Source organism: Pseudolactococcus yaeyamensis (genome assembly GCF_054658615.1).
Genome location: NZ_BAAGGP010000076.1, coordinates 1 through 14,144 on the forward strand (window position 1 = coordinate 1; position 14,144 = coordinate 14,144).

The 14,144-nt window shown below is 36.7% G+C and carries 11 protein-coding genes; 10 read left to right on the forward strand and 1 reads right to left on the reverse strand.

The annotated features are described in order from the left end of the window. The first annotated feature begins 245 nt into the window (after positions 1 to 245). The 8 genes from gmk to ACYQ21_RS12280 all read left to right on the forward strand — a co-directional run bounded on the left by gmk (position 246) and on the right by ACYQ21_RS12280 (position 11,808). Positions 246 to 875 (forward strand): guanylate kinase, encoded by a 630-nt coding sequence (gene gmk / locus ACYQ21_RS12245; RefSeq protein WP_460058694.1) that lies wholly within the window; start codon positions 246 to 248, stop codon positions 873 to 875. Positions 876 to 969: 94 nt separating this feature from the next. After that, the gene (gene rpoZ / locus ACYQ21_RS12250; protein WP_460058695.1) at positions 970 to 1,380 is read left to right on the forward strand and encodes a DNA-directed RNA polymerase subunit omega; all 411 of its coding nucleotides are present in this window, start codon (positions 970 to 972) and stop codon (positions 1,378 to 1,380) included. A gap of 108 nt (positions 1,381 to 1,488) precedes the next feature. After that, complete coding sequence (locus ACYQ21_RS12255) at positions 1,489 to 3,885, forward strand: primosomal protein N' (protein ID WP_460058696.1); 2,397 nt, start codon at positions 1,489 to 1,491, stop codon at positions 3,883 to 3,885. A gap of 153 nt (positions 3,886 to 4,038) precedes the next feature. Continuing rightward, complete coding sequence (locus tag ACYQ21_RS12260) at positions 4,039 to 4,614, forward strand: restriction endonuclease subunit S (RefSeq protein ID WP_460058697.1); 576 nt, start codon at positions 4,039 to 4,041, stop codon at positions 4,612 to 4,614. Between the two features lie 2 nt (positions 4,615 to 4,616). After that, on the forward strand, positions 4,617 to 7,712 hold the full coding sequence (locus tag ACYQ21_RS12265) for a type I restriction endonuclease subunit R (RefSeq protein ID WP_460058698.1): 3,096 nt from the start codon (positions 4,617 to 4,619) through the stop codon (positions 7,710 to 7,712). 2 nt (positions 7,713 to 7,714) lie between these two features. Then, complete coding sequence (locus ACYQ21_RS12270) at positions 7,715 to 8,617, forward strand: Abi family protein (RefSeq protein ID WP_460058699.1); 903 nt, start codon at positions 7,715 to 7,717, stop codon at positions 8,615 to 8,617. 162 nt (positions 8,618 to 8,779) lie between these two features. After that, positions 8,780 to 10,141 carry a restriction endonuclease subunit S gene (locus ACYQ21_RS12275; RefSeq protein WP_460058700.1) on the forward strand — a complete coding sequence of 454 codons (1,362 nt, stop codon included), beginning with the start codon at positions 8,780 to 8,782 and terminating at the stop codon, positions 10,139 to 10,141. A 47-nt stretch (positions 10,142 to 10,188) separates the two neighbouring features. Beyond that, positions 10,189 to 11,808: a type I restriction-modification system subunit M gene (locus tag ACYQ21_RS12280; protein ID WP_460058701.1), complete on the forward strand. Its 1,620-nt coding sequence runs from the start codon at positions 10,189 to 10,191 to the stop codon at positions 11,806 to 11,808. Here ACYQ21_RS12280 and ACYQ21_RS12285 read toward each other — a convergent pair. After that, a complete protein-coding gene (locus ACYQ21_RS12285; protein ID WP_460058702.1) occupies positions 11,776 to 12,369 on the reverse strand; it encodes a restriction endonuclease subunit S in 594 nt (197 codons plus the stop codon). The genes ACYQ21_RS12280 and ACYQ21_RS12285 overlap by 33 nt on opposite strands. Before the next feature lie 80 nt (positions 12,370 to 12,449). On the opposite strand from ACYQ21_RS12285, the gene ACYQ21_RS12290 reads away from it, so the two are divergent. Together ACYQ21_RS12290 and ACYQ21_RS12295 are read left to right on the forward strand one after the other, a co-directional pair. After that, complete coding sequence (locus ACYQ21_RS12290; protein ID WP_460058703.1) at positions 12,450 to 12,935, forward strand: restriction endonuclease subunit S domain-containing protein; 486 nt, start codon at positions 12,450 to 12,452, stop codon at positions 12,933 to 12,935. A 33-nt stretch (positions 12,936 to 12,968) separates the two neighbouring features. Further along, on the forward strand, positions 12,969 to 13,895 hold the full coding sequence (locus tag ACYQ21_RS12295) for a site-specific integrase (protein WP_460058704.1): 927 nt from the start codon (positions 12,969 to 12,971) through the stop codon (positions 13,893 to 13,895). Positions 13,896 to 14,144: the final 249 nt, after the last annotated feature.

Here is a 14,144-nt window from a genome sequence, read left to right on the forward strand (position 1 = left end):
TAACGTATCTTTCATCTCGTGAATCTTCTATAATCATAAATTTTTCTTGTAGTGTCATATTGTTCTCCTAATGGCAGTGTAGCACTTTTGGTTAATTTTTCAAGACTAATTTATGAAACGACCGTGTGAATGAAGTAAGTACCTTTTCAAACTAAAGAATTTATGGTAGAATATAAAAATAACTGAATGGACGCATGAAAAGTCTTGATTTTTTTGTGTCATCCTCTGAAAGAAAGAGTGCAAACATGCCAGAACGTGGACTACTAATCGTTTTTTCTGGACCTTCTGGGGTCGGAAAAGGAACTGTAAGGGCAGCGATTTTTGAATCGAGCCAGCATCAATTTGAATATTCTGTGTCCATGACGACGCGTCAGCAACGGCTAGGTGAAGTTGATGGTAAGGATTATTTTTTCAGTACGCGTGAAGCGTTTGAGGAGAGAATCAAGGCGGGGCAAATGCTTGAGTATGCGGAGTATGTCGGCAATTACTATGGCACACCCCTAGAGTATGTCAATCAAACTTTAGATGAAGGCAAGGATGTTTTCCTTGAAATTGAAGTTCAAGGTGCTTTACAAGTCAAGGAAAAAGTGCCAAATGGTGTCTTTATCTTTTTGACACCACCTGATTTGGATGAATTACGTGACCGACTCAGCGGACGTGGTACAGACAGTCTTGAAGTCATCAATGAGCGAATGGCGAAAGCGCGTGAGGAAATCAAGCTCATGAGTGAATATGATTACGCAGTTGTCAACGATGAAGTCCATCTCGCGGTTGAGCGCGTGAAAAAAATCGTAGAAGCTGAACACTTCAGGGTGGATCGTGTGATTGGTCGCTATCAAGACATGTTGGATGCCGCAACACAGAAGATTAAATAAAGTTATTGCATACACAATGTCACTCATCTGTCTGTCGTTATTAAGATAGGACACCTGAGAAACTAGAATTAAATGATAAAGAGGTTATCAAATTATGATGTTAAAACCGTCAATCGATGTCTTGTTAGATAAAGTCAATTCAAAATATTCACTCGTTGTTTTGGAAGCTAAGCGTGCCCATGAATTACGAGATGGCGAAGCTGCAACTCAATCATTTTCATCTGTCAAACCGACCTTGCAAGCCTTGGAAGAATTAGCAGAGGGTAACGTCAGCATTCACCCAGCACCTGAAGCAAAACTTCTGGCTTTGAAAGAAAAACGCGAATTAGAACGTCTGCGTAAAATTGATGAAGAACGTAAGATCAAAGAGCAAATTGCTAAAGAACAAGCAGAAGAAGAAGCGAAACAACGTAAAGATAAGGGTGTTACTGAGGTGCCAGTTGTGGCGGCAGTAGAAACACCAGAAGCATCTGCTGCGGTTGAAGTAGACGCTGATGCTGAGTGAAATACAAACTGCTTTGGCAGTTTTTTATTTTACTCAATCCGAGCATGCGGGGGTAAGCGTTGTGAACGTTACTTACTGCCTCATTTTAAATGCCATAAAGGAGTTGCTATGTCTCAAAAAATCGCACAAGTCATTGTTGATGTGCCGACCATGCAAACGGACAAACCATTTTCTTACCTCATACCAGAAGAATTTGCCGATTTGCTTCAAATCGGGATGCGTGTTCATGTGCCATTTGGGCGAGGTAACCGCTTGATGCAAGGTTTTGTTATCGGCTTTGAAGTTGAAACATCTTCGGAATCGACTGGGCAAGAACTGAAATCAATTGCCGAAGTTTTAGATTTTGAGCCAGTGTTGAATGCTGAACAACTTGCTTTAGCTGATGCCATGCGAGAAACGGTTTTTTCTTATAAAATATCGATACTCAAAGCCATGCTACCTAATCTACTCAATTCGTCTTATGATAAAGTTTTAACGACAGAGGATGAAAGCATCTCTAAACAGTATTTTAATGGCAATCAGGCTTTGCATTTCTCCAGTTTGGATGAAAGTGAACAGGCTGTCATGATGAAACTTCATCGTGAAGGTAAAATTTCAGTTCAGTATGTCGCCCAGTCTAAAGAAACTATTAAGACTAAGAAACGGTTAACGTTGGCTGATAAGCAAAAGTTAGATGAGTTACCAATCTCTGCTCGTGCTAAAAAGCGCTTGGCGCTACAAACGTTTCTACAAGAACAAAACCATGTCGCACAAAGTATCTGGGATTACACGGATTTGGTCAAGGCTTTTTCACGGGAGATTGTTAAATTTTTCGTATCAGAAGGTGTTTTGAGTCTAACAGAGATTGAAGTTTCTCGGGCTCAAGGTTATTTTGAGACCATTGCCTCAGATGAACATAAGGTTTTAAATTCTGAGCAGGAGGCCGCTTATGAGGCGATTATTGATAGACAAGATAAACCGTTTCTTTTAGAAGGTGTGACCGGCTCTGGTAAAACAGAGGTTTATTTACAAGTCATTGCACACATGATTGAACAAGGCAAAACGGCGATTATGTTAGTGCCGGAGATTTCTCTGACGCCACTTATGACCAATCGTTTTATCGCACGTTTCGGTGAGCATGTGGCAATCATGCACTCGGGCTTATCCGATGGCGAAAAGTATGATGAATGGCGTAAAATCAAATCTGGAAAAGCTAAGGTTGTTGTTGGGGCGAGGTCCGCAATTTTTGCGCCATTGCACAACATAGGTGCTATCATTATTGATGAAGAACATGAAACCAGTTATAAACAAGATAGCAATCCCCGCTACCATGCGCGAGATGTTGCCATATGGCGGGCGCAGTATCATGGTGCGGCGTTGGTCTTAGGCTCTGCGACGCCTAGTCTTGAAATGCGTGCACGAGCGCAGAAAAATGTGTATCAACTCCTGCGTCTAACGCAACGTGCCAACAATCAGGCTGAAATTCCTGAGGTTAGAATTCTCGATATGCGCAAGCACTTGAATGACAAGTCAGTCTCTTTTTCAGAAGTCTTACTTGATAAAATTTCAGAAAAAATAGCGAAACGAGAGCAAGTCGTCCTTATGCTTAATCGGCGTGGCTATTCCTCTTTTATCATGTGTCGGGATTGTGGTTTTGTACCAGAATGTCCAAACTGCGACATTTCGTTAACCCTTCACATGGATACTAAAACCTTGAACTGTCATTATTGTGGGCACACGACAGGTATTCCTCATACTTGTCCCAATTGTCAAAGCAAGAAAATTAGGTATTACGGTAGTGGCACGCAAAAAGTTGAAGAGGAATTGTCAGAGCTCATGCCTGAAGCCAGAATTTTACGGATGGATGTTGATACCACTAAGAAAAAAGGCGCTCATGAGCGGATTTTGTCAAGTTTTGGGGCAGGTGAAGCAGACATTCTTTTGGGGACGCAGATGATTGCCAAAGGCCTTGATTTTCCAAACGTTACCTTGGTTGGCGTTATTAATGCTGATACAGCCCTGAACTTACCCGATTTTCGCGCATCTGAACGCACTTTCCAACTGCTTACACAGGTAGCAGGTCGTGCAGGTCGCGCCGATAAAAAAGGTCAAGTCTTGATTCAGACCTTTAATCCAGACCATTACGCCATTCGTTTAGCGCAAGCGCATGATTATGAAGGCTTTTATCAAGTAGAGATGGCCTTTAGACGAAAGCTGAATTATCCGCCTTATTTTTATACTGTACAGCTTGTCGTCTCGCACCAAAATGAAGATGAAGTCGTCAAAAAATCCTATGAAATCATGGCATTACTTAAGGCTAATTTGTCAGAAAAGGCACGTGTCTTGGGACCTATTCCAAAACCCATCGCTCGGACGCATAACCTCTATCACTATCAACTGCTAATCAAATATCGGTTTGAAGATAATTTAGCACAGGCGCTCAATCAAGTCCTAGACTTGAGCCAAGCACCTGACAATAAAAATTTACGGATTATCATTGACAATGAACCGCAGAATTTTATGTGATATTATTAAATACCTAGTTTGAAAAACCGAGATGGGAACATCTTGGCTTTTTGAAATAAAAAAATATTTCAAAAAATAGTTGACATGCTGAGTGAGGAAGAATATAATATGAAATATAGATGTATTTCTGGAAAATGTAAAAGAAGGAGAGAGATGGGAAAAAACAAGTTAAGTGATTTAGTCATTCTGGTTCCTGGGATAAATCCGACAAGAGCAAAAGAACAATATGACAATCAAGAGATTAACTATTATGATCAAAATGCTTTTAACTTAGATAGTGACTATTTAGTAAATAACAGGGATACTGAAATGACTGATATCAAGCAAAAAGCTAACTATCTTGTAGAAGGGACTGTTGTCATCAGTAACTCAGTTCATCTTGCAACTAAAGTTGGCAGTTTAAATGCAGGAAAAATCATCTCTCTTAATTTTACAGAAGTTCGATTCATAAGTGATAGGCTTGATAAAAACTATTTTCTTTATCTATTTAATGTTTTTCGAGATGTTCAAAAGCAAAAAGAGAGAGAAAAAATGGGTTTGACGATTCAAAGGATCCCGATTAAAGCATTGAATGACATGGTTATACCATTACCTAACATTGAAAAACAGAAACAGATTGGCGGGATTTATATTGAATCTTTGAAGTTACAAATGGCGTTAAAAAGAAAAGCCGATTTACTCAACCAACTTACAAATGAAATGCTTGAAAAAAATATGAAGGACATTTAGCTATGAGTGAAAACAAGACGAAATCAGAACTTGCATTTGAAAAGGAAGTTATTGATCATCTCACGAAAATCGGTGGCGTAAAACAATGGGAATATCGACCAGAAATTACAACGACAGAGCGACTTTGGGGAAATTTCAAAAGAATTTTAGAGCAAAATAATCAAGCGCGCTTAGATAATCCTTTGTCGATTACTGAATTTAATCAAGTCAAAAAAGTTATTTCTAGTATTCAAACGCCTTATAAAGCTGGGCAATTTCTTTACGGTGTCAATGGTGTTTCTGAAATTGAAGTCGATTTAGATAATGGCAAGCACGTTTTTTTGACTGTTTTCGATCAAGCTCAAGTTGGAGGTGGCGATACAGTTTATCAAATTGTTAATCAAATTCGGCGTCCAAAAATTATTGATGGTAAGAAGGATCGTCGGTTTGATATTACCTTGTTGATTAATGGTCTTCCGATTGTTCAGATTGAGTTGAAAAAGGCACTTCATTCGACAACAGAATCTTTAAATCAAATGGAGCAGTATATTGCTGAAAAGCAATATTCGGATATTTTTTCAACAGTTCAAATTTTAGTTGCTATGACGCCGCATGATATTCGATATATGGCGAATACGCCTTTGAATGGCTTTAATCGTGCATTTGCATTTAACTGGCAATATGAAGAGGACGCAAAGCCAGTTCGTTCATGGGAAAAATTTTCAGATGAAGTGTTGTCAATTCCCATGGCGCATGATTTGGCAACGCGCTATATGATTCTTGATGGCACTAAAAATAAAGAGAGTATCAAAGTGATGCGTCCTTATCAAGTTTATGCGACAAGACGTGTCCTAGATAAAGTCCGAAAGTTTGATTTTAAATATGATGATGGGAAACTAGGTTATATTTGGCATACGACGGGTTCAGGAAAAACGATTACAAGTTTCAAGACTGCTTGGCTTTCAAGTCGGCTGTCTAACGTAGATAAAGTTATTTTTCTGGTTGACCGAGTAGCTTTAACGAATCAAACTTCTGACGCTTATCAAGCATATGATCCAGTCGCTGGTTTTGAAGGAAAAACAGGAGTGATTAGCGATACGGCTAATATTTCTGATCTTCATAGAAAACTGACGAAAAAAAGTGATAATAATATTATTGTAACAAGCATTCAAAAAATGTCTCGCTACGTTGTTCGAGAAGATTTTAAACCGCTCAATCAAAACATCTTATTTATCGTTGATGAGGCGCATCGCTCGACCAGTGAAACGGTGAGTCGTAAAGGAGGGAAAGAAAAAATTCCAATGCTGAAAAGCATTCGAGATGCGATTCCTAATTCTGCTTGGATCGGTTATACAGGAACGCCCAAATTTCCAGAAACGAGAGAGATTTTTGGGGATATTCTCCACGCCTATACGATTAAAGAGGCTATCGCAGATAGAAATGTTCTCGGATTTAATGTGCAATTTAAAAATACAATTAAAGCCCCAGAAAATCCATCAGATGAAGAAATTGATGATAGTATCAAGGGAAGTGTTTACGATACCAGTGAAGAGCATGTAGCGCTTGTCGTTGAAGATATTTTCGAAAATTGGAAACAGCGTTCAAATAATCGAAAATATAATGCCTTGTTTACAGTTCACGTGGGAGGCAATAAAGCCAGTACACCACGAGCGATGACGTATTTTGATGCGTTTGTAAAGAAAAACAAAACATTGCCTGAACAGGAACAGCTAAAAGTTGCGGTAAGTTTTTCAGATGATACTTCAAATGGTGCTAATCAACTCAAAACGAATGAAAATTTACATCGGGCGATTCAGCATTATAATCAAATGTTTTTTGGGAAAACGAATGCGCCGTATGATATGAGGACGGTTAAAGCATACACAGAGGATTTAACAAGTAGACTAAATAAAACTGCTGATGATGGTAACTATCTAGATTTAGTTATTGTAGTTGAACAACTTTTAACAGGATTTGATGCGCCTGAACTTAACACGCTTTATATTGACCGTACCTTGAAAGGCAGAAGTTTAATTCAAGCTTATTCTAGGACGAATCGCATGCACAATATGATTGAAAAACCAAGAGGTAATGTGGTGAATTATCGTTGGCCTAAACAAAATGAACAAGAAATGAATGAAGCGTTTGCGATTTATTCTAACCGAGCATCTGCTGATGAGCAACTTTCGCTAGATGAATTGAAAGAACTCAATGAAGACTCAGGCATTATCTCTAAACCATTTAGTCAAGTACAAGTAGAAGTAAAAGAGGTTGTTGAAAAGTTATCGGTTTTAACAGACAAGTTTATTAAAGTGCCTGATAGTGAAAAAGCACAGGATGACGCATTTGAACTTTTAAGAGATTACAACCGTTTGCTTTCACAGCTTAAACAGTATGCTGTTGATGATGATGATAATCCGATTTCTGCTTATGATAATGTTGAGGATTTCTATCAACGAATTGGGATTACTGAAGACGAAGAAGTCATTCTTACCATAGTAATTGCTGGTGAGTTGAAAGAACGTCGCGCCAAAAGTGAAAATATTGATATTTCACAAGTTAATCTTGAGATGATTCATATTCATGATATTAAGATTGACTATGATTATTTGGTTGATTTGATTGCTAAAATGGCTGATGCAGTCCATGAAGATAAAATGGTGGATGCCGAAGAAACTCGCAAAGAAATTCATTTTGAGATTGCAAAATCTGAAAATGAGCATGAGAAAGCAAAAATATCTGATTTTGTTGAGAAAATTTTTGTCAAAGAATTTGAATTTGAAAAATATCCTGCGCCTACCAATGTGGAAGAAATGAATCAAGCGATGGAAAAATTTCAAAAAGACAGCAATATCAAAATTTTAAGAGCGTTTATCCAGAAATGGGGACTTGATAACACGGCAACACCACGCCATCTTGAAACATTGATTCAAAAACATAAATTTGGGCAAGAAGATTTGGATAAGCAAAATGAAATGACAGATATGATGAATGCAGCCAAATCAGATTATGAAGAGCTTGCCTCTGATGAAGTTGCGGCATTGTCTTGGGTGAAATATCGCATAGAGTTCCGTAAAGCTTTTTACGAAATGGCAGATGATATGAAAAAAGGAGAGTAGAGATGACGGATGGCAAAGGTAAATTATCTTTTTCAGAATTAATTGCCAGTCTTGATACGCGAGGTGTGATGTTTGAGGAAATGACGAAATCTCAGGCAATCCATGTTTTGCAGAACAAGAATTATTACTATAAAATCTCAGCTTTTCGGAAAAACTTTTACAAAAAAGATGGTCGATATTTTCAATTAGACTTTGCCAATTTAGTAGATTTGGCCTCGATAGATATGCAAATCAGATATTTTTTGATGGAAATTTCTTTAGATATTGAGCATTCGATAAAAATTCAGCTCATGCGACTGATAACAGAAAATGAAAAAGAAAAAGAAGATGGCTATACGCTTGTCCAAGAGTTTTCGGCGTCTTATCCGTTTTCTTACAATAAATTTTATAGTCAGTTTGAGCGAAGTCGATATCAAAATGATATGTTTGATAAACGACATGCACATATTCCGGTATGGACGTTGATTGAGTTGATGGATTTTGGCTCACTCGTTGATTTTGTGCAATTTTACTATCAAAAATATGATAATCAACGTTTAAAGAAAATGAATAATCTTTGCATCAGCGCAAAATATATCCGAAATGCTTGTGCCCATAACAATGTCTTAATGATTAATTTCTTTGGCAGAAAAAATCAGTTAAAAAAATATCCATCTGCGGCAGTTCAAGATTATGCCAGAAGTATTGGGATTGAACGGAAATTTGTGACTTCTAAAAAAGTAAATGATTTAATTTCGCTATTTGCATTGGAAAAAGAGTATGCCTCGGCAGAACTTTTGGGCTATCGTAGAGAACGTGGCAATGAGTTGCTTCAAGGCTGCTTGCGATATTCAGATAAATATAAAGAAAATCAAAATCTTGTAGATCTTTATCATATTTTCTCAGCATTGGTACACTATCTATAAATCTTTCATTTGACAAATTGTGTCAAAAAATGATAAGATATTAGGTAATGAAAGGGACGTAAATGTCCGCTCAATGAAGTGCGTGCGCCAAGTCGGGTCAAATGAGGAAAGGGTTCTACAGTTGTAGAGCCCTTTTTGTACAGTGATAGAAATGGAAAATAAATGAATAAAAATTATCCTAAAATAAGATTTAGTGAGTTTGAAAAAGCTTTTGAAGAAAATGGTGGTGAACAAAATTCTGAAAATCCATACGCGTGGGAACAGCGTAAGTTGGGAGACCATGCAGAAATTAAAGCTGGCGGAACTCCTAAGACTGGCATTCTTTCATACTGGGAGCCAAAGGAAATTCCTTGGATGTCATCTGGAGAAGTGAATAAGAAAAGATTATTTTCAACTGACAATCATATTTCTCAAGAAGGTTTAGAAAATTCAAGTGCTCGTTGGGTGAAGGAGAAATCAGTTCTTATAGCTTTGGCTGGACAAGGTAAAACTCGTGGAACTGTTGCTATTACTGAAATTTCGATAACCACCAATCAGTCTATTGCGGCAATCGAAGTGGATGAGACATTTGATCCAGAGTTTATCTATCAAAATTTGGAAAGTCGGTACGATGAACTTCGAATGATTTCATCAGGTGACGGAACTCGTGGTGGACTCAATAAGCAACTTGTTGCGGATGTGAATATCACTGTGCCAGAAGTTGAAGAACAAGCTAAAATTGGAAAGCTTTTCAAGTCTCTCGACCACACCATCACCCTTCATCAGCGTAAGTTAAAAACGCTTGAAAAAATGAAAAAATCGTATCTTCAAAAGTTATTTCCGAAAAATGGAGAACAAAATCCTGAAATTCGATTTACTGAGTTTAAAAAATTGTTTGAAGAAAATGGCGGAGAACAAAATTCTGAAAATCCATACGCATGGGAACAGCGTAAACTGGGGGAAGTTTTTGATTTTTCGGTTTCTACCAACTCTTTATCTCGCTCGCAACTTAACTATGATAAAGGAGAAATTAAAAATGTTCACTATGGTGATATTCTTGTAAATTATGGCTCAATTCTTGATGTTGAAACAGATAAAATTCCATCCATAACTGATGGACTATTGGATAAGTATAAACCGAATTTATTAAAGAATGGTGATGTAATTTTTGCAGATGCTGCTGAAGACGACACTGTTGGTAAAGCAGTTGAAGTTAATGGGTTAAGTGATAAAAATCTTGTTTCAGGGCTCCATACAATTGTTGCACGACCAATGGAAAAGATGGCGGATTTTTTTATTGGTTATTATATCAATTCCAATATTTATCACAGCCAACTTTTGAAATTAATGCAAGGTACAAAAGTATCGTCAATTAGTAAGAACAATCTAAAGAAAACTATCGTTTCTTATCCTGAAAATTTAGATGAACAGAAGAAAATTGGAGGCTATTTAAGATTACTCGATACCACCATCACCCTTCATCAGCGTAAGTTAAAGGCTTTGCAAGACATGAAAAAATCATTGTTACAAAAGATGTTTATCTAATGAAAATATAGATTTAGTTAAGTAATAAATAAAATAGGAGATACATAATGAGTATTGTTAATGATATAAGCGGTAAACTTTGGGAGATGGCGAACCGTCTGCGTGGCACGATGGATGCTAATGAGTATAAAAACTATATTTTGCCTTTTATGTTCTATCGCTATTTATCAGAAAATCAAAATGATTATTTGATTAAGAATGATTTAGAAGATTTCCTTGATTTGACAGATGACGACGAGGATAAAGAAGATTATCTCGAAGAAATTGCTAAGGGCATCGGTTATGCGATTGATCCGGAATACACTTGGATAAAATTAGTTTCAAAAATTGAAAATCATAAGATTAAAGCAAGTGATTTTCAAGACATGTTTGATTCATTTAGTATTAATAGCAAACGCAATCCAACGACAGCAGAAGATTTCGCCTATGTTTTTTCAGATGTCAATCTTGGAGATACAAGACTTGGAAATGGTACGAATGAACGTGCCAAAGCTTTAAATGATATTGTGTTGATGATTAATAACTTTGAATTTAAAGATGAATCAGGACGGGATATTTTAGGTGACGTTTACCAAGAATTGATTGAGAAATTTGCGGCTAGTGCAGGAAAAAAAGGTGGAGAATTTTATACGCCTCATGCAGTAAGTAAGATTTTATCTAAAATTGTTACAGCATCAGTTACGCAACGTGATGAGCAATTTCGTGTATATGACCCGACAATGGGTTCAGGTTCTTTATTGCTTACGGTTCAAAAAGAATTGCCGAATGGTGAAAAAGAAGGTAGTGTTTGGTTTTACGGTCAAGAGCTGAATACAACGACCTACAATATGGCACGGATGAACTTGATGATGCATGATGTCAATTATCGGAACATGGATTTGCGACGTGCTAATACCCTAAATGCAGATTGGCCTTTTTCGGAAAATGAAGGCATTCAAATTCCCTTAAAGTTTGATGCCGTCGTTGCCAATCCGCCCTATTCACAAAATTGGGATATTAAGGAAATGGATCGTACAAAAGATAATCGCTTCAAGGGTTATGGTATTGCACCAGCTTCAAAAGCAGATTATGCATTCATTTTGCATGGTCTGTATCACTTAGAAAAATCGGGTACAATGGCCATTGTACTGCCACATGGTGTGTTATTCCGTGGCGGATCAGAGGGGAAAATCCGTCAAAACATCATTGATAATAATTTACTTGATGTTGTGATTGGCTTACCTGCTAATTTATTCTATGGTACAAGTATTCCAACATGTGTATTGGTCTTTAAAGGTCGAGAAGCACGACAAACGAAAGATATTTTATTTATTGACGCATCAAAAGAATTCGAAAAAGGAAAAAATCAAAATATTCTTTCGGATGAACAAATTAATGATATCATTGAGAAATATAAAAACCGTGAAAATGTTGATAAATCTGCTTATGTTGCGACTTTGGACGAAATAAAGGAAAATGAGTATAATTTAAATATTCCAAGATATGTTGATACTTTCGAGGAAGAAGAACCTATCTCGTTAGCTGAAGTGGCGAAAGAACTTAAAGAAGTTCAAACTGAAATTGACACCTCAACTCAAAAATTATTTGAGATGATGGCTGATTTGAGTGGTACTGATGATGAAACACAAGCCGAATTACAGCAATTTCTTGATATGTTCAAACATTGAGTGAAAGAGTCCGATTTCGGGCTCTTTTTGCTTACGCTGATGAAGGGTGATGGTGTGGTCGAGAGCGGAAAATAACTGTCCGATTTGGGCTTGTTCTTGTTTTGATTTAGGGAAGTCAAATTTCATTTTACTAAATTCAGTCTTATTTACGATTTGCATAGTGCCTGAACTTGCAAATGATTTCATCTTTTTCGACCAAATCTCCGACATAGTAAGTAGAAAATATGAATCATTATTTTTGTTTGGAATAACTCCATTAATCTGTTGATTAAAACTCCCACGTACTGTTAACATTGTATTTTTTCCAATACTAGCAATACTTGTTACAAGTATAGTACCAACTGGAACCATTCTTGATATTGATTCTCCTTGAGCAGAAAGCCTTTTAGATGAATCAAAAATTGTTTGGGAATTAATATCTGTTGGTGTAACCCATGGAGAACCATCTGATGAATAATTATCAGCATTTGAAGTTGGTGGGGTAGAACCAGTTACTATTTTGCCAACTTCCCCCAACTTACGCTGTTCCCAAGGATAAGGAATTAAAAATAAATCTAACAAAAACACACCCTTGGGAACAGCGTAAGTTGAAAGATATTGTGAATCGTGTTACGAGAAAAAACAAAAATTTGGAGTCAACATTGCCATTAACAATATCTGCACAATATGGACTGGTAGACCAGATAACTTTTTTTAATAAACAGATTGCTAGTAAGGATATGTCTGGATATTATCTACTCCAAAAAGGGGAATTTGCATACAATAAAAGTTACTCTAAAGATTTTCCATGGGGAGCTATAAAGCGGCTTGATATGTATGATGAAGGCGTTCTATCAACTCTTTATATTGCTTTTCTCCCCTTCAAAGTAAATAGCGATTTTCTTGTTTCGTATTATGAAACAGATGGATGGCATAAGGAAGTTGCTATACGAGCTGCTGAAGGGGCAAGAAATCATGGATTATTGAATATTACTGCTGTTGATTTCTTTGATACAGGATTAATGATTCCACCTAATAACGACGAACAACAAGAGATTGGTGGCTTTTTTATTGAGCTAGACCACACCATCACCCTTCATCAGCGTAAGGTTTTTTGTAAAATAAATATACCTAAATCCAATATTTAGGAAATTTATTTTATATCTAAAAAGGAGTCAAGAATGTACAATTTTAATGACAAAACGGAGCTTTTTCACGTGTACTATGGTCGGTGGGTTCAAATCTATAAAGAAGGTGCCATTCGCGAAGTTACAATGAGAAAGTATAAAATGGCTGAGGAATGGTTAAAGAAAATAATTCCAACTGTAAAAATTGAGGAAATGGATAGATTAGTATATCAAAAACTGTTGAACGATTATGCCATTCATCATGAACGCCAAACTGTGATGGATTTTCATCATCAACTTAAAGGTGCAATTTTAGATGCCCTAGACGAAGGGATGATTAACCGCGATCCGACACGTAAGGCGATTATCAAAGGGAAGACACCACGATTGAAAAAACAGAAGTTTTTGAATCAATTTGAATTACATGCACTTATCACAGACTTAAATTTGGGAGCAGAGATGAGTTGGGATTGGTTGATTTTACTTATTGCTAAGACAGGAATTAGATTTTCTGAAGCTCTTGCGCTAACACCGAAAGACTTTGATTTTTCAAGACAAACACTATCTATCAATAAAACATGGAATTATAAAGGAGAAGGTGGCTTTTTACCAACAAAAAACCGTTCTTCCGTTAGAAAAATTCAGATGGATTGGCAATTGATTATTCAATTTTCAGAATTAGTCAAAAATGTCTCGGAAGATGCGCCAATTTTTGTAAAAGGTAAAATCTTTAATTCTACAGTAAATAGTCATCTGGAGCGACATTGTAAAGCAGCGGGTATTCCAATAATTACCATACATGGACTAAGGCACACTCATGCTTCTTTACTTTTATTTGCAGGTGTATCAATTGCGAGTGTTGCAAGACGATTGGGGCATGCAAGCATGACGACAACGCAAAAAACCTATTTGCATATTATTCAAGAGTTAGAAAATCAGGATATTGACTTGGTGATGCGGTCATTATCAAACTTGGGTTAATGCCTTTTGATAACATCTGGTCATTTTACTGGAAATCAGATAGCCTGTAAGATTTAAATTGAAAAATTCTGGAAAGCTTGCTAGTTTAGTGTTTACTAAAATCTCTTACTTTTTGCTATAATCCCGAGTTTGACAGTTAAAACTAAAAAATACACCCCCAAAAGCTATTATATCAAGGGATATGATAGTTTTTTGCAACTTCATACTTGTTGTAGACGGTTGGTTTTGATATAATATAAATATGGCATT